Genomic DNA, 20094 nt, shown 5'->3' with positions numbered 1-20094 from the left:
CTGTGGAAGCTTGGCGCCGAGAAGCTCACGGACGAGTTGGACACCTATACACTCCGCCGCACCTGCATGAGAACAAGGGCGTAAGCAGCTGCTACCAGAGGTGCTGTTTTCTGAACTCATCCCGTCTTGCTCGCTCGACCTCTGTTCCCGAGGATATTCGATGCCTGGAAATATTTTTCAAGCCGTTCAGGATCTTCAAAGATGTTCGCGGGTCTGGATCCAATTAAACGATAGCATTATGCCTCCTGACGATGCGACTCGGCAATTGCAGCCGCCTCTGTGATTTGGCCCAAATGGCAACCAGGAGTCAGCAAAACAGAGAGGGATTTCTTGATCGCAATCGACGCTCAAACCCTCCGATGCAGATTGCGCCAAATCTACGAAAACCTGCGCAAGCAACCGGCATGGTCGGCCGGAGCTTTCTACACAGCCAGATCTCAGATCTGATCGAAATGAATGATGTGGATATGGTCTTGGGATCTATTGGAAGGGATGGAACGAGTCAGTTTACTTCTGAGAAGCCCGTGGCCTTCCGGTTGGCAAGCACTTAGTAGAGACGAGACTCGGCAGCTAGATCGGCTATCGACTTCCAGCAAATCCGTCGTATGCCCCACGCTGTGCATGGGGCTCGACGTCGAGTAGCTGTCAGATCCGTTCACGTGCGTGGCGTGAAGGATAAGACAGCTGGACACAACTCATTATCCAAGCTCGCGCTTGAGCTGCTCACGGTCAAGAGCTCCGTCCCACCGCGCAATGAAGAGTGTGGCTACACCGTTGCCAATGACATTGATGAGCGCTCCACCTTCTGAAATAAACCGGTAAACACCCAGGACGAGCACCAACCCTGCGGCTGGAATAACGTCTAGCGACCCTAAAGTTGCCGCCAGTGTGATGAATGCTCCGCCTGTGACGCTGGCAGCGTTTTTGGAGTAGGATGACGCTTGGGCACTTGCATTCAGCGGAGCTAGACACTAATGAATGGTTCCCTGAAAGGGACGGTGATCCGCGACGGTGCTCGCGTTGGGAGCGGCAGAGAAGAGCGTAGTCGTCTAACCCGTGAGGCCTTAGCCGATGTTGACGCATGCCGGGTTATTGACCACCAAGCGGTCAAGGCTTGGGTAGACAGTCTCAGTACCGACACGCCATTGCCGGTACCGCCATGATGGAGTTGAAGTGGACAGGCGCGACTTTTTAGTTGCCGCTGCCAAAGTGAGTCCTGTCAGCGGATATCGATGCCCCGTCAGTACGGCATCGGTGCCTACACATCTACACGCCTGCGGCGCGATATAGAATGCGCTTTAACATACACACTTCTAGGATTTCTCGTCCTATAAGGGTTCAACGTCGTAAGTGACGCGGCATCTTTCCTTTGGCGAATGGACGCATATGTCCACGATGCCCCGAAGGGGCTCTGGGCTGATGCGGCTGAATACGCACTGAGCTTTTTTCAGCAGCCAGGCTTTGCGTTTGCTGACGTTCATATGGCGATGCTCGCCGCTGGCGCAGTTCATCATCATGCGATCTAAACACGTACTGCTGAGCTTTTTCGCTTGGATCAGCAGGGCAGCTTGGTGGCTGGGCCAATGGTTCCCACCTAGTGCCACGCCCTTCAAGCTTTCGCATCGCAGGAGTATGCCGCTTGTGTCCACCTTCTCGAACCTGTAGCCAATGAGGTGGTTCTCATGGGCAGTAGTAGGGCACAGAGAGAAGTTGTTAAAGACACTTTGCTTGTGGTGATGATGCGGGAGAGTGAGGTGCAGAAAGTAAAAAACTTGATTGATAAACGGCTGCACCGTCGCCCTTCTCGGCGGGACAGTCGCTGGCTGGAAGCGCTTTACTCATAGTGGGAGAAGCTTTCGTCCAAGTGCTGGCCAGAGTGAGACGTGCTCACGCGCTGATATGGATCAGATGACGACTGCTATCGCTGAAACTGAGTGATTACTGGAGCGATTCGCCAAAGCCGTTACGCCGATCCTCAATCACGAGCTCGGCGAACTGCCGCAGGCTGCTGATAGGCCCTCCCCCATTTCTGTCGAGATGGTACCCGGATATCCCGACGGCTCTAGGCCCCAGCTGGTCGCACTGTACCGAATCACCAATCATTACGACCCGGTCTCCCGATGCCGTCATATCCCACGCTGGTGAGACGTGGAGTCGGTGACAGATTTCGCGATAAATGTCTGGGTTCGGCTTCATGGAACCAAGCTCATAGCTCAAGGCGAATCCATCCACTTCCCCAAACAGATCTCGAAGTACGGAGCCGTATGGCAAAGCCAGGTTCGAACAGATGCCGATCGCTACGCCATCAGCCTTGAGCAACCGCAGCGCTTCCAGGGCATCAGGGTACGGTGTGATCGAAACCAACTCAGCCTCAAGATCATTCTGCAATGACGTCATCTGCTGGGCGCTCAAGCGAATGCCGAAATGCTCAGCAGCAGCTTCAAGGGACAAGCTGGACGTCATCAGCGTATGAAGATCCACAGCGCCGGGCCTGCGTCCTTGTTCTGCACCGATGCGCAGCAGCTGTCGGAAGGGATGGCGCTTGCGCCCAATGTGAACAACAGTCCCGAACGCATCGAAAACAGAGGCTACGATTGGCATGGGTTAGGCACTTGATAATCAGTCTGCGTTAGAACGTCACTTCAGAAGTGGCGGAGTTCGTTCGGCAGGGTTGGAGAAAATGGTGAAGTGGCTACAGGTTCAATGAATCACGCCAGAGCAGCTTACCATCGAGGCGTGACAGACAAACGCCCCGCCCGAAGTGTGGCCTCCTCCATCCAACTGCTCCGACCTCTTCACTTCAACCGCAGACACTGCAGCGACTCAGAATCGGGCCGTGCCAGGCGCTCAAGTATGTTCGTCCTTGTCAGAGGAGCCATCAGCATCTCTACCTGCCCGCTCTGCCGTCTGGGATTGCTGACCTGACGCTTGTGCGCCAACCGTTCAAGCATCCAGTCACCTGCCAGGTCGAACTCGCGTATCATCGAGTCAAATTCTTCATCAGTAAGTGCCCGGGGGACTTGTTTGGCCTCCATTGAACCAGCTCGCCTGCGCATGAGTGGGTGGAAATCAAACTTGAACAGGCTGGATTGAAACGATTTCAAAATATCGAAATTTCGCCTTCTTGGCGGCTGTTTTTGCCTCACCTTCCGCCACCAACCTGCTCAGAGTGTTGGCGTCGGAGTCAAACGTTTCTTCAGGCCCCTCGAACACCTTCATGACGGTCATCGTTACGCGCAATCTGGAAGACAAAGACTTTGACCGAGGTACCTTGCGAGCGCGGTAGATGAGGGCGCGCTCTGCTCGGTAACAGAGGCGAGAGGCGGCTGAGCACTGCCGAACAGCGCTTGGTGCATTTGCTCCTCGGTAAGGGATCCACTCATCATTTCGCTCTCATGAATATCAGGCAGTCGATGATGAGCATGGCCAATGTAAACCTGAAAAATGACCTGTAAACCTTGAAGCCTTACAGGTCAAAAAATAGGTTTACACGCAGCCAGTCGGACACCATCTGGCCAAGCATTTTACCCTTTTGAACGCTGCCCACCAATGAACCCGGGATCGGACGCTGAGCGAAAAGCTCCACCGAGAACTACAAAGGCGAAATCCTGGAGGCAGAGCCCATGATCGAAAGGATAGGTAAGCTCAAGCATGAATGAAAGCGAGCCTACGGAAACCAGTGGGCGGTGACAGAATTTTCTCGTAGATGGGGAAGGAAAGCTTGATCGAACTACTGAAGTCCAAGATCGGATTGCTGCATGGCGCCGAGCTCGAAAGTTTCGTGCGCCGACTGCTCCCGACGGTATCCAGCGACTACGAGAACTTGAATGACACCTTGAATTATCTGGGTCGGGTGACTCGGGGCCCTGCCGATCTGCTGGCCTACAAGAAGGCGGATGACCGCTACATTGCCGTGCTATGCACTGGCCAGATTTCAGGACTGCAAGCCAAAGTCTTGGGCGACATTGAAAAACTCAGACGTGAGGATTGCGAGATCCGCGACAAGATCGACGAGGTCGTGGTCTGCATTGCGGCGCCCGTCGGCACGGACGAAGAGATTTATCGCAAAGCGTGTTCGAACCATGGCTGGGCTTCGACCATCTATCCTCTCCATCAGCTCGCCCACCTTGCAAATGAAAGCCCTGAGATCACAGATGCTCTTTGCGCCGTAGAGATCTCGGCGGTGATGAAGAGGCTGGATAATCCGCAAGAACAACTTCCTGCCAAAGACACGACAATGACAAAACGCTTCTACAACTGCGGTAAGCGGGTTCATGCGGTCAGAGCGAGCCTGTCAATGTCTCCAAGCCGTTTCATTGACTTGATCGATTACGACAGCGAGCAGCGATTAGCCTACTTGGAATCCGAGACCATCGAGATGAGTCAGGTCGAGATTGGAGGTATTTGCAACGCTACTGGAGTTTGTGCTGAATGGCTGACACACGGTGAAAAGGATATGTTCTCCATAGAGACCATCTCTACCTACCATTGGGAGCACTTGAAGTGGCTGAAGGACGCCTGCCCATCGTCCGTGCACGTGCTGATCAACGAAACAACCCAGCAGCTGGTAGTGCTCGCACATTTACATTCAAAGAACTGGAAAATCTACAGCATCGGTTTCGACATCAACTTCGCGGCCTGGTGGGGAGACCATCATCGAATTCCGGAAGTGTATGACATGCTTAAACAGCTTGCGGACGATTACCGAGGGCGCATTTTTGGCAGGGTGATCGGCGCTAGGCAGCATGCTGACATCCTGTCTGGTAACACTCATCCCGCCCTGTTTCTGAACAAAACCAACGCTGCTGGTGCCCACTGGTTCGACGACATATTTGACTACGATCACGGCTATCCGATCGCTGAAAAATACGAGGGTTGGTATGGGGCATGGTTCACGACGGCGCAAGACTTCTTCAGGCGGCTGGTGCCCAAGACATCCGCATCAAATTAGCGGAAGCGGCGTGCAGCGACTGAGAAAGAGCACAGCATTCTCACGGATTTTACCATGGCCGTTGGGAGGTGGGTGGACGTTGCTCTGAGAGGCGTCGCGTCACCTGCCAGCCCAAGGATTACGATACGTCACTGCGTTTAGACACCTGCCGATCAGCTTCGGCAGGTGCTTGATGGGCTCAGGACTTGGTGAGGATGGGGCCAAGGTTAAATAGGCCCGGCGTATCTCGCCAGCCCGGTATGGATGACCCGTCGACGAGTCATTCACTTCTTCGGCAGCCTTCGATTACTTGGCGCGCTTGTGATCGACACCGCTGATTTGCAAAAGCACAGCGACATCACCATCGCTATTCCAAACGGACGTATTCATGTTCCAGTACACCCGGTGCCATACTGTTCCGTCTTCCGCTTTCACTGATGTGTCAGTACCTTTTTTTGTCCACACAGAGACTTTATTGCCCTTCTTCACCTGCACGGAGGGCAGCCACTTTACATGGCGGTGCTTGTTCGAAACCTGTCCGTCCTTGTCGTAGGTAGTGTCCATGAGCACGTAACCACTCAAGTTGCAGTCCTCCAGCACATTCAGCGCTACGTGCTCTTTATCGAGGTCACCATGGTTAAAAACGCCTGCGATTTTCAGCTTCATTTTCGTCCTTAAAATGGGGGAATAGCACCGCCAGAATATCATATGGCCATCATCTAGCGACAGGCCTCTATCTCGCTACATCTGAGCTTGCGCGTTGGTCACATTATCTGCCACGCCAGCGGTGGATCTCCCACTTCCCAGAGAGCCTAGAACACGCCGGTGGGGCGTTCATTCCGATTACTTGATCAGGTAGCTGCTGACCGAGGTACAAAGCCCCACGACCAGCTCAGCGTCCTCAAATGGGGGTTCTCGGCCTTCCTGGATGTGCCGCCCAAACTCGGACGCATACGCCCAAGTCTTGATGACCACCTGATCCAAGGGCGGTGATATAAGCATTCGGTGATCATTCATGATTCTGCCGAGTGTGGCCTGATGATCACCTGTGAGCTGCCGAGCGACACACTCTAGCGACGCCATGGCATGCTGTATCGCGCCGGTCGGATCCGGCGCCGGACGCCTTGAAAGATCGGATATGGCCTGATGCAGCTCTTTACTGGCCGTCACATGCCCGAACTGATGTTCTGTATCCTTTGCCGACTTCAATACCTGCTCAAAAGACTCGGAACCCCAAATCTCAATACCCCCCAATAGCTTCCAGCCAATACCGTGCTCCACAAAAAACTCGTTGAGCTCGCTGTTGAAGTACTGGTAGGCATCAGGGTTATAGAGCGTGTTGCCTAGGTAGTCGTCGAGCCGCTCGATGACGTCATACACCTTGAACCATTTGCACCGCTCAAGTAGCTGGACGTTTTGCTCATGAATGTTGGGCGTCTCGCTCCAGTTCTGCTTGTCAGGAAGCACCTTCAAGGTCTGACAGGTGACTTGAGGCAGGTTAGATGGCTTGAGGCCACACTCGTAGCTCAGCAGGTATTCCTGCAGCGCTTGTAGCGCGTCCCACGGACAGTAATTTCTGCCTCAGCAACCTGTGAGAAGCCATGACGCTTTGAGAATGAGTCCTTCATGGTAATGCTCTGTATGATCGGCCTGCAGGTAGTTGCGATCGTGATTCACCCGATAATGCGCGCCAATTTGGGCATCGTGTAGAACACTGATCAGACAGGGCTCTCATGGCGTGGCGCGACGGGTAAACAGCACAGATCCAGGCGTCAACCCGGTAGGCTAAAGTCCTAAGTCTGAGGCAAAGAAATCATCTCTGATTTCGGAGCTGGCATAACCTTGGGTGACCAAACGGCATTGCAGAGAACGGACGATGTGCCAGTGAAGCCTACTGAGAATCTCGATGTACTCATGATGCAGTGAGTACACGCCTGGTGCAGCGTGCCGTGAAAGCACATCTGCCAATACGGCCAGCGCGGGGCCAGCTGTGTTTAAGTGCAAACGTGATGTCTCGTTAAATCCGGGCCGTCTCCGATACTCGGCCAGCGCCTGGGCCAACTCATCCCTGAGAAATGGCCCGTACACAGACCAAGACAAAGCCCAGACGGCGGTTTCCAATTCAGAACTCAGCCGCATCCACTACCGCCCACAACGCACAAACCACAATATGTAGTTAATTAAAGCCATAAAACTCACAAAAAACACTATATGTAGTTTATTTTAAAGAAATCACCGGTAGTTTGTTTTCAAAGCAGAAGCAGCAGCCTACCGGCTGCAAAGTAGAACGATCCCCCTTGCTCCCAGCCTCACCACTTCGACCTCAGCTTCACCTCCAGTCCTCAAGACCGTGTGACCTAGAAGCCCTAAACATCAGAAGCAAAAGCCGCCGGTATACTGTGAGGAATTCAGCGTCTGGGCCACCTCTGCTTTTTCTTTGCTCTCAAATATATAACTCCGTCTCGTTTAAAAATTTTAAAGGGGGTGGGGAGCAAAGTCGTCGCAAATATATAAACATTGTCGCCTTGAGTTAAGTTTGTCTGAGATTGGCCGGAAAATCTGACGCTTAGCGGCAGACTGCGTTCCCAGCAGTTGGACGGAGACTACTGCTCGTCACGGAATGATCGCCACCGGCCTATGAGGTCTTCACTGCGCATACAATGTTCAGATGTAGGAGCGACATGTCGAGCTTTGAGTTGATCTTTCATCCACTCCTCGGCCTCATGAAACTCGCGCATCATCTGTTCGTACTCAACTGGGGTAAGCTCCTGCGGCACCTGTGGAGTCATCAATCCTCGCCTCAATGCACTAAGGCCTAAGCCGTCTTCGATCCATCTACCTGTCTTAGATCGACGTGAGAGCGCTGCGTCCACCGAACCACAACGCGCTCTGAGATTAAAATAACAAACTTAGAGGATCGAATTTCGCTCGCTTACGCCTACCAAAGCCTAGCAGGACGTACACGGTGTTCTTTGTGACAAAAAATGGCCCCTCGTGCCGCGCGGCCAAAAACGATGTTCGCACGCCCCTGCCTGGTCTGAACCGATCTCGACTGTCATACACTATCTCGCTGGCGAACAAGAGAGCTGGCAGTTCTCCTTGGGCAGCCATTCGTTGCTTGATCAAGGGTGAAGCTGAGAACTCTATCCAGCACCATTCCCTGACAATGCAGAAGCTACGCTCAGGGAAACATTCTTCGACCAGCCTGAGGGCATCTTGGAGTGTCGCGTCCAGCCCCTCAGCGACGAGGCTCGGGCCCTCTAGCCAGTCAAACATTGAACGTTCTACATCCTCACTCATACCTTGCCCTTCAAGCCTCTGGACTTCTGTTCTTCAGCGAGAGGATACGTGTTTACTCAAGGCCTTCCACTCCATCGCGCAGATAGAGCAGGTAGCTCACGATCACGTAGCCCTGCTCATTCTCTACCCGATCCCCTAGGTCGTTTCTGGTACTTGGTACGTGCCACTTGTGACGCTGAAGCACCGCGCTTCGGGCGAAGACCACATAGAGCGCTACCTCACGACAACCCCGTAAGTTGCCAGGTCACTCACGAGCGTCTTGCGACTCAGCATGGCAGGCACTTTGAAGATATGTCGGTAACCGTAATAAAAACCTGCTGGGATGATTAACAAGCCTAGGCCGAACGTTGCAGTTGCTGCGACGAGGCCCGCAGGTATGGAGCCCAAGCCATAAATGATGCCCTTGATGAGACTCGACCTTGCAACAAGGCTCATATGATCCAGGTCGTATTCAATCTTACCGTCACTTTTCTCAAAGGCCACGATGACGATTTCTTTTTTACTTAGGTGTTTGTAGAACCATGTGCGCGGCTTGTCAGTCACCATTGCGCCATGTTTTTTAAGGTAATCGAGCACTACGACACGTTTGAAGTGGAAGGTTTTCCCCTCCGAGTCCTCACAGCGAACCATGCTGTACAGCGCATCGAAATCCCCACTGGCCTGCAGATTAGAATTCTTGATTGTAAGGGTAAGCTTCTTGAGATCTGACATAACTTTCCTTAAGTACGAGAAAACCATTTCCATTGTTCACACACAAATTGGGTGCACGTGTCGGGCCCCCGTGTTCTTTGGGGTAATGCCACCTAGCTGCTTGCTTTAATCCGAATATCATCAGCCACGTTTAATCAGACACTGAGTGCCCTACTGCTCATGAACACTCTGATCCCCGTTCATAAATCAGCACGGTTAGCGAGGGGTTGCTGATCGCACATGGCTTTCCGAGAGGATGGAAACGATCACGTAGTGATCTCCCTCATCGAGACTGCGCACTAATAGATAGCCGTCTCTCTCAACTATTGGCCGAATCGGAGGGGTAACAATCGTCATCCCATCAGGGATGACGCCGGACAGGTCGTGATAAACCAGAGCGGCGTAGCGATCGCCTACTCGCGCCGCGTCTGTCAGGTACGCATCAACGATGACGCCCCATTCGACAGCGCTGGCCCGCGCAATCGCTGCGGGACGATCCATCAGTTCACAAGCACTCACGCAATACTTCCTCGCTAAACTTCGATAACTTTCGCAGGATCAAAACCACATTCTTCCCCGGGGTATCCGCGCTGATTCGACAAAAATCGGCAGCCACCAAGCACCGTGTCGATCGAGTGATGGGTGTGTCCAAACGCCCAGTAGTCCGCCTGCTCCGCTAAGCTATGCCACCTGTTGTAGTAGGCGGCGCTGACGTGACCATCATGTTCATCCCCCGCGACCTCTGGGAGAGGGCTGTGATGCGTGACGACAAAGGTCTTGCCCTGGAATGGCTGACTCAACTCTCTGCTGAGAAACGCCTTGCTGGCCTCATTTCTAGAGATCACATCTGCTGGCCGCATCCGCCGATAATTTGAATCAGCCCGTATCATCCGAAAGTCATTCATCTCCCGAGCACAGGTCATCGAGGCAGCAGTCACATCGCCGGTGCTCGAAAAGTCCGTCCATCCGGTAGCGACCAGAAACCTCACGCCCCCGACAATCCATGATTCGTTCTCCATGACATGGACATGCGGTGCCGCTGCAGCTTTCATCTTGTCGACTGTGCGATCGATGTTGCCTTTGTAATGCTCATGGTTGCCGGCGCAGTAGATCACGGGTGACTTGAACGCCTCGTTTGCCCACACAACACCGCGTGATTGGAGATCAACGTCTCCGGCAAGCACGACGAGATCCACCGGTACATCGGGCGGGATGAAGCGATCGAACTCGTTATGCAAATCTGAGTAGAGCAGTACATTCATGGGCATGGAGGCTTAGGAGTTTGCTACCAGGTGCACTGGGTGGGTTCGCAGGGATAAGGCCCGGCTTACTGCGCCTCAGAGCTAAATGTCGGGTTATGCCAATATTGAACATCCGCTCCCGGAGCTGCACACAGGCAAACGGTGGACTCAATGTCAATTTACGTGACTATAGGCATTTGCGTATGACAAAGCAAATTCAGCATATCGTTCCGTTTGACGGAAACGTTTATGTCGCTTCGCACCGCCTACGCCTCAGCTCTAAGATTTCTTCGCATGCATCGCGAGGCTTCGCAGCAGGCGCTGGGCCAGGCTGCCGATCGCTCCTATATCAGCCGGCTTGAAAGGGGTGAGCGCTCAGTGACCCTCGACGTCAGTCACTCACTTGCTCAGGCGCTGGAGGTAGATCCTTTGACGCTTTTAGTACTGGCTTATGCTGCGGAGCGAGGTCAGACGCCGCAACAGGTTGTGGATCACCTCCTGGACGACCTCACTGCTACCGACCTGATGCGGAGCAAGATCCCTTCCCTGCCCCCCGAGATTCCCCATCCAATAATTGCTGCTGCTGAGGAATTGCGCGCACGGATAAAGGAACTCATTGATCAGGGACTGAGCCAGGCTGAGGTTGCCAGGCGTCTGGGGGTTGCTCGTCAGACTGTAAGTAATCACTTGAAGAAAATGGATTGATTTTGAGTCTCTACGCAAGCGATCAAAATCTGGTCTCGGCAAAACAAAAAGCAGTGAGGAAGCCGTGTTGGCTCGTAGTCAACCTGCGAGCAAGCAACAAGACTATCGCCAAGTGTGTCTTGGGCAACGCGAAAATGATCACCGCGTTGCTGGATCGAAACGCGTAGCACTCCGAAAATTTTTCTCGCTAGAGGTTTGGCAGGGGGAATTGAAGGATTGGCGTCTTTGTCGAGATTGTCAGTTAATACCGGCCCCTCGAAATGGCGACGTGTAACAACTTGACTGCAGCATGCTGCTGCTTCGCGTAGTGATTGGCATCCGGACGCGGTCAAACTCAAGTCCTTTTAAAAGCAACCGCGTGGAAATGGTTCCTGCACCCAGGGCCGTGCCCGCAATGGTCAGCCGATGCCTGACCGTCTCGGACGCTACGGCCATGCTGCGGTGCCGTCCAGCACCGGGCTCACGAAGACCTCGCGGCGCATCTGTGGTCATTTCACCCCGACGCATCATGGCGTTCATCGGGCCACCGTGGCGGTCGAGAGTGTTCACGACGGATTCACGACGTCTAGATTATGTTTCCCGAGAAAATCCGTACCCGGAGGAAGTCGGACTGAAGAGTTCTAGAAGTGCGATTAACGAGGTGGGTGCCTGGAGGCCTTTGCCCAAAACCTGATCTGAAAGATCTACTCCGGCTCAATTTCCACCTGTACAGTCATCTGTAGTAACGACGTCTTCTTTCATACCCACTCAGCCTGCTTTCTAATGAAGGAACCATCATGGACGATCGCTTCACGTACGCCCGGTTCTGGCGCTGCGCCCTTCAGGTCAATCCGTTTTCATACCACGGCGCGTACCGAGGCGCCGATCATCAGTTGGACGAAGCTAACTACAACCAAGCGCTCCTCCAGAAGTGTCTGCAACTCGACATCAAGGTAGTCGGGATCGCTGACCATGGAAGTGTCGCGGCGGTGGATGCTTTGCGTCAGGCACTGACACCACACGGGATTGTGGTGTTTCCGGGCTTTGAAATTGCCGCGAGTGACAAGACCCACTTCGTCTGCCTGTTTCCTGAGGACACTTCGGTGCAGTCACTTGAGCGCTACCTGGGAAACCTTGAGCTGCTTGATCCTCAAGAGCGCATTCTTCCGTCGCAGTTAAGCTCCATCAAGTTGATCGACAAGATCGAGCAGATGGGTGGATTTATCTACGCAGCCCACTGCACACACGACAGCGGGCTGCTGAAAAACCGCCTGAGTCACGTCTGGAAGCATCCTACGCTCAGGGCAGCCCAGATACCCTTCTCTGTTGAAGATCTGGCCGGTGAAGAGAGCGACTTCTACCGTCGTGTGCTTCTGGGCAGAGATGACGCGTATCGAAGGGACAAGCCCATCGCAGTCATCAACGCAAAAGATGTCGCCAAGCCTGAAGACCTTGAGAAGCCCAACGCAACGTGCCTCATCAAGATGACCCGCCCGACCTTTGCGGCTTTCAGGGTGGCATTCCTCGATCCCGAGTCACGCATACGCCTGAACTCCACTGAGGCCAAAAGCCCAATCGGGCGATTGATCAGCATGAGCGTGGCCGGCGGCTACCTTGACGGAGTGCATGTCAGTTTCTCTGACCATCTCAACACCGTCATTGGAGGCAGGGGCACAGGCAAATCAACCCTTCTCGAATGTGTACGCTTCGCTCTCGATTGCAAGCCAAAAGGGAAACAGGCGCAGAAGCTGCACAGCGATATCATGAAGGAAAACCTAGGTCTGGAAGGTGGCCGCGTAGAACTGACATTGGTTTCGTCTTCACAAAACGGCCGGCGGTACAGCATCAGCCGCCGCTACGGCGAGCCTCCAGTTGTTCGAGACGAACACGGAACTGTTTCGACCATGACGCCTGGCGATGTGATGCCAGGGATCGACATCTATGGTCAAAACGAGATCTATGAACTCGCCCAGGACGAATCCAGCCGCATACAACTGCTCGAACGATTCCTGCCAGAGGAAGGTGATTACAACATCAAGCGAGCTGACGCCCAGCGTCGGTTGAAGGCCAATCAGCTGAGCATTTCTGAAACACTCGGGGACATCGACGATCTGAACACACAGGTCGATCGCCTACCCAACCTGGAAGAACAGTTGAGCGGGTTCGATGATCTGGGCGTAAAAGAAAAGCTGGCCAAGACCTCTTTGCTCGCCCGCGAGCGTGAGATAGCCAAGAGCGCTAAAGAGGCGATTGGCAACGTTCAAACCGCCGTACCGATGTTCAACGAGCACTTCTCTGACCTTTCGTTTATCAGTGACGAGGTGCTTGAGGGCGTGCCCGACATCGATGCTCTCATCGCCATGAGGGGCACGTTGGAAAAGCTCACATCGGACTGCGCCGTTCTTCTAAAGGCGATGCAGACGCTCGTCGACGCAGCGGTGCAGGCGTTCAATCTTCAGCATGACGCCTGGGAGCAGCAGATCAAACAGCACGACGCGGAGCTTGAGAAAGAGCTACGTGCCCTGCCCGACGCCGCCGGCAAAACAGGCCAAGCCATCGGTGCGGCTTACCAGCGGGTGCAGGAGGACATCGAGCGCATCAAGCCACTAAAGTCCAAGCTACCACCCCATCAAACGCACCTTGAGGAGCTCGAACAGGAGCGTCGAACTGTGCTGGCTGAGCTCTCTGATCTGCGGGCCGAGCGCATTGGCGCCTTGGTGAAGGCCGCGAAGAAAATGAGCAAGCGGCTCCAGGGCAAGCTCAAAATTGAGATCGTTCCTGACGCGGACAGATCCCCTATCGTGCAATTCCTTCTGAGCTGCAAGCTTGACAACATAGGCGAAAAGCGCCTTGGCTGGATTGGCGCAGCTGAATCGATCACACCGGTGGCGTTGGTTAAATCCATCAGGGAAGGCGCTGGCGTCATCTACCTCGACTGGGGCACACCGCAGATGGTGGCCGATGCTCTTGCCAAACTGCAGCCATCCCAAATCATGGAGCTCGAAGCACTGGAGTTGGCCCACAGAGTCGATATTTCTCTGAACGTCGCTCACGGCGACGCCGAGCCGGCCTTCAGGCCGTTAAGCAAGCTATCCACGGGACAGCAATGCACGGCGATCCTTCACATGCTGTTGCTCGACAATCCAGACCCGCTGCTCATGGATCAGCCCGAAGACAATCTGGACAACGCATTCATTGCGGAAAGGATCGTCGCTGAATTAAGGGACGCGAAGACATCCAGGCAATTCTTGTTCGCTACCCATAACGCAAACATCCCTGTCTTCGGTGATGCCGAATGGATCGGGGTTTTCACTGCGGAGGATAAACGGGGGTCTCTGACCTTGGAAGCTCAAGGGTCGATTGATGTCCCGGCGATCCGAGACCAGGTAGCGAAGATACTTGAGGGTGGCCGGGCCGCTTTCATTCAGCGCAAAGAGAAGTACGAGTTTTAGGTCGCCGCGTCCTGCTGCGGCACAACCCAGTGACCTAGGGTGGTGGCTTCCCGCTGCAATGACATTACTTGCCACTGCTCTTGCCGTGTTACGGTTCGAGCAGTTCTCTTTTGATTGCAAGTGCTTACGGGCCTCACCCTGATGGCTACAGGTCTTGCCAAATGCCCTTTCGCTCAGCATGCTTGTCTGCTGATTGGGAGGAGCCATGAAGGCGTTCAAGAAGCACGCTCTACAGTTGATGAAAGACGATCAAGCATCCGTGGACAGACGAAAATTATGGCCTGGAATGGTCGACCGCGTGCGCGCCGTCTTCGCTGAGGTCGAGCATTCACCTCTGGCCGGCCACTACGGCTCGCTATACCTTCACCCCGTGATTCCTGAAGCCCTTCTCGACTTTCGAGGGGATCAGATTCTAGGCCTACTACAACTCTCCTGCGGTACGAGGCAGTTGGGGCTTTGGGGAGTCGAGACAAAGGTGGAGGAAAGAAAGGGGAAAGCGAAGCCTCTATTCGAAGGTAACGCCGCGCTGTGGTTCAACCAAGCCCCGTCGGGAATGGTGACCGTTTTCATGGCTCCCTATGGCTCTGACAACCTGAGAATGACCGAAGACAACATCGTTCTGGGAATGTACAGAAGCCCAGCCAAGGTCACCGACCGGGAAATCAGAAAACTTTTCTCGAAATTCTTCAAGTATCTGTCTATCACAAGCGCCCACCACCAACAGGCATTCAGCGAATATGCCTGGCGAGTGTGGCTTATTTATAAGGACGTTCGCACTCGCAAACACAACGGCGGGATAAAGCTTTTGGAACACCTGCTGATTGCGGCTGGGGCGGCTGCCTGCATCATTCCGCTGCTTCCTTAGTCGCGGTGTATAGAAGCCGATTGGACTGGGGTGCGCCTCTAGACCGTTGAGCCGTCGGAGCACCAGAGTTAATGGCTCAGCAGCTTCAAACACTACCACATGCGGTATTGCAAGGACTTGGCCACCCATTTGCATAATCACCGATCACCCACTTGCACTCGACTTGGCAGCATACTCCTGAGCGGTGATTGGTAGAGACCAACTAAAGCAACCCATTTTGAATAGGGTGCGGACGATCAGAGAGAACCGCAACCTGTTTCATCCCCGAAGTGCAATCTCAATTTGACGTATGTTCTTGGGTTGCGTCATCATCCAGAATCAGCGACTACAACACTCATACAGAATTTACATACATCCCATGACCAAAACCTTCAACCCAGAACAATATAAACTAATAACCGAGTGCGCACGAAAAGAAAATTTCTCAGAATGGAATGACTACACCTCAAAAACTAACGACATTATCGATTTGCGAGAGTCAAACCTAGAGGGCCTAAAATTCATTGGCGCCAATTTCAAAAATGCCGATGGCAAGGGTGCGAACTTTTGCGACGCAAATTTAAAAAATGCAAAGCTAGACGGTGTGGATATGTCTGATTGCGCTTTCTTGAATGCAGACCCGACCGGCATTGAGGCATACGGATCTAGCTTTCACGAAGCTATTTTCGCCAAAGCAAAAATAGTCAACGCATATTTTATGCTTTGCAATTTTGATGAAGCTAACTTCCAGCAAAGCAATTTAACTGCAGTGAAATTTTCTAACTCACACTTTTACGAGTGTAGCTTTTACGCGGCAGACCTTTCAGGTGCCCTTTCTGGCAAATGCCTCGACGTCGCGCTCTCACTGCGCGAGCCTTTGGAAACAATCTTCGATGTCCCGTTGACGCTTACGCTCGGATACGTGAGATTCGAAAATCAGGCCGTTTTCCATACGCCCGAAGGAAAACTCAAGCAGATGCTAAAGCAGAATTTAACGCTGCAAGCTGTCAACATTCATGCCTGGTTGACGCTACCGAGCCATGAGATTATCGATCTGACATTTTTCACTTCTGTTGGCGTGCGCTACCAGCAACCGAACTATATCGGCTTGGCATGTCTTGGTCATTCCGATGACATGGGTGAAGATCTGTCTTACCACCCCCAGCTAGTTGGTGACGGTTTCCTCTGGCAAACAGGTCTGTTATTGAAAGGCATCGGAGGGTTTCGAACCACCGGGCGCAGTGCTAAAGGTAGTCTCTACTGATCGGCGCTTTCCGAGACCAGACTCGATGGGGGGGTACCCCTCATTGATCTCATCCTGCCTGGATCGCATGTGTAATCTTGTCAACAAAGACCCTCGTTTTGTCGGAATGAGTCACCCAGGTGGCATAACAGCGTAAAAGCCACCTTCTTCTAAACCTCGCCAACAGGCAGTACCGGAAAGCAATCGAGCTGATCACGGGGCTGGAGCACGGATTCAGCGCTTAGACGACCACTCCTGACCCGCTTCACAGTTGGCATGAAAGCCGTGTGCCCGTCCTTGCTTAAACGAAAGCACACCCAGTGTTGCCCGGCAGCTTCGTACCCTGTTTGGAAAAACGGTAATGACAGCACTGTTTTCCAATCCTGCAGGCTTGTAGCGAGCGTCAAGGAAAAATGCTATCGACGCCAGTCACTGCACGATGTTCCTCAATGGCGCCTCGTACCTCTGTCCCAGTGGCCATGTCATGTGCGGCAGTCGTCAACGCTATCTCGTACGCCTACATGACACCTGACAATCTGATAGGGCGGAAAAAAAGCCTCTGCAGACTCAATCCTCAGTGACTTGGGGAGCGTTCACCTTAACTCCCTGAAGCCGAGCCTGCTCGGTCAAGAAGCGGGACTTGGCTGGAAACGCTTCTATAGCGAATTCGTCTTTCGGGAAGTACGCCCGAAACCGCATCAGCGCATTTTTGAGCAACTGGGACGAGTTGTGGTAATCACCGCTGTAGCGTCCTGACATCGAATTGATGACCCATCCCCCCTCCACTTTCCATAGCTCCCCTGCGATCCTTGCAGGCTTGAAACGGGTGATGCTTGGATGACCACACGGCTCATCGTTTCCGTCGATTCTTACGTACACCTCTTCCCCGACTAGCAACGCACCATCTTCGGCAATCGCCCAGATCAAATAGATGAGACCTGGCTCGTCAAATCGGCCCAGCAGCTCCCCGATTCGACCATGGGTTGAATCTCGAAGCACCTTGCGGGTTTCGTTGTCAAAAATCTCACCACCCGCAAATTCCTGTTTCTTGAGTTTGATCGGAGCTCTGAGCGCTCCGTAAGTGGTTTCGAGATAACTATCCAGGGTCTCATCCTGGTCACGCAGTCGCGCCAAGAACGAATCGTAAAAGTGGGCAGACTGAGCCCGCTCTTCCTTGAATGACCCGTAGCGTTTCAGAACATTCAGCGCAGGCTTACTGAGATAGATGCTGTCGACGAAAATTGCCGAAACGGCATTTCCTTGCGGTATGTCACTCGCATCGATGAAAATACGAAAGGCCTTCTGCGATCGGCAGAAAAACTGAACCTCCCATTGAAGTCGCGCGAAGCTGGACATCAGGAAGTGAGCCTTATCCTTGTCCCATTGGTCACGCTCTTGCTGATCAATCGGGATGATCTCACCCGTCAACAAGTCGGTATGACATGCATCTGCGACTTGGCTTCTGATGCCTTGGCGAATATCGGAGATAGACCGAAGCTTCACTGCATATGTCAGCCCGTTTTCCTCCAAAAACGGCTCAGAACCTACTGCCGTTGAGATATCCTCAAATGCCAGGGCAATGTTTCGGCCTGTGTAATGAGCATAGAAGAAGGGTAACCGCGCTTTCTTGTCGGTCGCAGCCGCCAAAAACTCCGGCACGATCAACTCATGCGGTCTAAGCCATATCTTCGTGGTTTCGTCCATGAGCTGCAGCCCCAGCGCCCAAGCATTAGCCGCAGCGCCAGGCTTGAAATCGCTTAATTTGACGAGCAGGGCTCGTGCATAGGGCCCCAGCCGGTCATCATGAACGTAAACCACGCTTTCGCTATCCACCTTGTAGCCAAGGATGCAGATGGCATGGTTTGCATCATAGGGATCCAGCCCTTCGTCCACGACCTTGTGTACTGATCCGGTCAGCACCAGAGGTAGGTGGCTGTCGATGTGACCTATGACCGTCGCGAGAAAATCTTCCTCTGATAGCTGCTGCTTTTTCAAATCTTCGGAGTGATGCCGTAGCCCCTCAACGTCGAGACTTCTAAGGATCTGCTTGTTGGTGAGTTCCTTGTTGGGGAAGCTGTTTGATGATCCGTCGATGTGGTTGATGGCATTCATCGTGATTTCGCTACACGAGTGAATGGTTCTTACGTCGCACCATTTCAAGGTGTGCAACGCTGACCAGATTGCGGTTGATGCGCAGGCTGCGACAACCTTGTCTTGCTCCTGGAAAGCAATCGAGCGGACGCTGAGCTCAATTCCGAACAGATCCACCACATACGTACGAGATAGCCTGCATTTCTGCCTGCCAATCTGGCCGGTGTCGCCAACCTGAACGCTGGCAATCGTCCCATCGGCTCCCGCAGCAGCATTAGCAATCGCTGGGACGTCAGACATTACTTTGAGGCAGGTTTTGCCTATGAACGTCTTGGGCAAAGGCTTGATGACCATAAAGCCCAGGTAGGAATCATTCAGATCTCTTGCAAGCTGCTCCGAATCCGCCTCGCCTTTCAGAACTTTCTCGATGTGCTGGTGCGTCACGTCGCTGGAGAAAAAATGCATACGAGCACATTTGTGCCCCGCGTTTCCGAAACGCTTGACGTAGTACCTGGAAAAATCTTCCAGGTAATCCTTGTCTACATAATTCAACTCAAGCAGCACAGATTTCGCGCCGAGCTCGTCCAGGTAATCGCGCACGTATGCGATCTGACGCTTCTGATAGATCTCAGAAAAGTCAGAACCAAAACAATGGGTGACTAGATTACTCAGCGTCTGCTGTTCGAATTTTGAAACGAGAAATGAATTCATGGGTATAAAAAAAGCAGCCATGAGGCTGCTTTTCCTTACGTAATTTTTTAAAGGCTACAGGTCTTCGCCAGCAGCTCGTGACCAACGGCTTTGTTAGCAACCTGCTTTTCGATCTTGGAATCGTACTCACGATGCCGCTGGCGAGCATCCTCAAGCCGACGCTGAGCGTCGCGATCGATGTGGCGGATGCTTGAAAGGTCAGTCAGTGCTTTTAGGCTCATGTATTCTCTCACTGAAAATGCACGTCAAAATCAAAGTAGCACGTGAAATCACGCGCGCACAACCATCAACGCTCGACAAACCTGAATGGCCAGCCATGAATTGCGCACAAACGAGCCTAGATGATAAGGCCGCGCATTCTAGCGATGAGATCGCAAACCGGAAAGTGAAATCTGATCAACGCACGTCCGGCGATCGGTTTGCAGAGCGTCGAATCGCGCATCAAAACGACGATCTGCGAACACAGCTACGACTCTCGAAAGCGTATGACGTTCCGTAATGCGCTTCGGATTAAAGCGTTAACGCATGGCCTAAAGCTTGGTTCTCGCCAACCTATCTCGACACTGCCTCCGTTGTATCGGCACTCCCCATCGATGCTTTAACAGCGTATGGACAGCTCTCAGATCAAGCAGGCTACTGATGCTTCATTCCAATCCGCAGGGTTAGAAATTGCTCGTTTGATGAGGCAGTGCATGTCTCACCGCAGCAGACTCACGTCACCATGGTGGAAGATCTCTTCGCTGCGGCCAAGATTGAAATCAATAATGTGCAGAGCTGACAGGTCTCGCATCCAGCCTCTGTGAGGCCCAGCGCTCGGTGACGGACACTCGCTGAGCGAGGTAGTACTCAACTGCTGCGGCGAGCCACATCGAGTAGGTCAGCAACTCAATCCCCTCCTCCACCGTCGT

Annotated in this window: 15 protein-coding genes and 2 pseudogenes; 6 read left to right on the top strand and 11 right to left on the bottom strand. The window is 53.2% G+C overall.

All coding sequences use genetic code 11. The features are described from left to right. Positions 1–698: 698 nt before the first annotated feature. Positions 699–929 (bottom strand): annotated as a pseudogene (locus BMZ10_RS21565) (cation:dicarboxylate symporter family transporter); the annotation flags it as partial. Between the two features lie 105 nt (positions 930–1034). Between BMZ10_RS21565 and BMZ10_RS21560 the strand changes: the two are divergent. After that, positions 1035–1163, top strand: a pseudogene (locus BMZ10_RS21560) (CopG family transcriptional regulator); the annotation flags it as partial. Between the two features lie 775 nt (positions 1164–1938). Here BMZ10_RS21560 and BMZ10_RS21550 read toward each other — a convergent pair. Both BMZ10_RS21550 and BMZ10_RS28405 read right to left on the bottom strand, forming a co-directional pair. Beyond that, positions 1939–2601: an HAD family hydrolase gene (locus tag BMZ10_RS21550; protein WP_093466914.1), complete on the bottom strand. Its 663-nt coding sequence runs from the start codon at positions 2599–2601 to the stop codon at positions 1939–1941. 468 nt (positions 2602–3069) lie between these two features. After that, positions 3070–3219, bottom strand: a complete 150-nt coding sequence (locus BMZ10_RS28405) for a hypothetical protein (RefSeq protein ID WP_371266044.1) — start codon at positions 3217–3219, stop codon at positions 3070–3072. 502 nt (positions 3220–3721) lie between these two features. Here BMZ10_RS28405 and BMZ10_RS21535 point away from each other — a divergent pair. Then, a complete protein-coding gene (locus tag BMZ10_RS21535) occupies positions 3722–4951 on the top strand; it encodes a hypothetical protein (RefSeq protein ID WP_143070318.1) in 1230 nt (409 codons plus the stop codon). Positions 4952–5236: 285 nt separating this feature from the next. Here the strand turns inward: BMZ10_RS21535 and BMZ10_RS21530 are convergent, their stop codons facing one another. From BMZ10_RS21530 to BMZ10_RS21500, 6 genes are all read right to left on the bottom strand, one after another. Continuing rightward, positions 5237–5596, bottom strand: a complete 360-nt coding sequence (locus BMZ10_RS21530; RefSeq protein ID WP_093466907.1) for a hypothetical protein — start codon at positions 5594–5596, stop codon at positions 5237–5239. Positions 5597–5773: 177 nt separating this feature from the next. Further along, complete coding sequence (locus BMZ10_RS21525; RefSeq protein ID WP_371266138.1) at positions 5774–6397, bottom strand: AbiJ-NTD4 domain-containing protein; 624 nt, start codon at positions 6395–6397, stop codon at positions 5774–5776. Positions 6398–7825: 1428 nt separating this feature from the next. Continuing rightward, complete coding sequence (locus tag BMZ10_RS28400) at positions 7826–8206, bottom strand: DUF6957 family protein (RefSeq protein WP_371266136.1); 381 nt, start codon at positions 8204–8206, stop codon at positions 7826–7828. Between the two features lie 237 nt (positions 8207–8443). Next, positions 8444–8941: a hypothetical protein gene (locus tag BMZ10_RS21510; protein ID WP_093466898.1), complete on the bottom strand. Its 498-nt coding sequence runs from the start codon at positions 8939–8941 to the stop codon at positions 8444–8446. A gap of 195 nt (positions 8942–9136) precedes the next feature. Then, on the bottom strand, positions 9137–9439 hold the full coding sequence (locus BMZ10_RS21505; RefSeq protein WP_256214551.1) for a hypothetical protein: 303 nt from the start codon (positions 9437–9439) through the stop codon (positions 9137–9139). 14 nt (positions 9440–9453) lie between these two features. Beyond that, entirely contained in the window at positions 9454–10182 is a 729-nt protein-coding gene (locus BMZ10_RS21500) for a metallophosphoesterase (RefSeq protein WP_093467873.1), read from the bottom strand. Between the two features lie 228 nt (positions 10183–10410). On the opposite strand from BMZ10_RS21500, the gene BMZ10_RS21495 reads away from it, so the two are divergent. The 4 genes from BMZ10_RS21495 to BMZ10_RS21480 all read left to right on the top strand — a co-directional run bounded on the left by BMZ10_RS21495 (position 10411) and on the right by BMZ10_RS21480 (position 16405). After that, positions 10411–10866, top strand: coding sequence for a helix-turn-helix domain-containing protein (locus BMZ10_RS21495; RefSeq protein ID WP_093466893.1), 456 nt, complete (start codon positions 10411–10413; stop codon positions 10864–10866). Between the two features lie 776 nt (positions 10867–11642). Continuing rightward, complete coding sequence (locus tag BMZ10_RS21490) at positions 11643–14297, top strand: TrlF family AAA-like ATPase (protein WP_093466890.1); 2655 nt, start codon at positions 11643–11645, stop codon at positions 14295–14297. A 205-nt stretch (positions 14298–14502) separates the two neighbouring features. Further along, positions 14503–15162 carry a hypothetical protein gene (locus tag BMZ10_RS21485; protein ID WP_093466887.1) on the top strand — a complete coding sequence of 220 codons (660 nt, stop codon included), beginning with the start codon at positions 14503–14505 and terminating at the stop codon, positions 15160–15162. 358 nt (positions 15163–15520) lie between these two features. Next, positions 15521–16405: a pentapeptide repeat-containing protein gene (locus tag BMZ10_RS21480; RefSeq protein ID WP_177182190.1), complete on the top strand. Its 885-nt coding sequence runs from the start codon at positions 15521–15523 to the stop codon at positions 16403–16405. Between the two features lie 546 nt (positions 16406–16951). On the opposite strand, the gene BMZ10_RS21475 is transcribed toward BMZ10_RS21480, so the two are convergent. Continuing rightward, the gene (locus BMZ10_RS21475; RefSeq protein ID WP_177182189.1) at positions 16952–19207 is read right to left on the bottom strand and encodes a hypothetical protein; all 2256 of its coding nucleotides are present in this window, start codon (positions 19205–19207) and stop codon (positions 16952–16954) included. 26 nt (positions 19208–19233) lie between these two features. Then, complete coding sequence (locus tag BMZ10_RS27770) at positions 19234–19407, bottom strand: hypothetical protein (protein ID WP_177182188.1); 174 nt, start codon at positions 19405–19407, stop codon at positions 19234–19236. Positions 19408–20094 lie beyond the last annotated feature (687 nt).

This window comes from Pseudomonas sp. NFR16 (genome assembly GCF_900108875.1).
Taxonomy (GTDB): domain Bacteria; phylum Pseudomonadota; class Gammaproteobacteria; order Pseudomonadales; family Pseudomonadaceae; genus Aquipseudomonas.
Note: the sequence above shows the minus strand (reverse complement) of the source record. Positions and strands in the feature narration are given on the sequence as shown.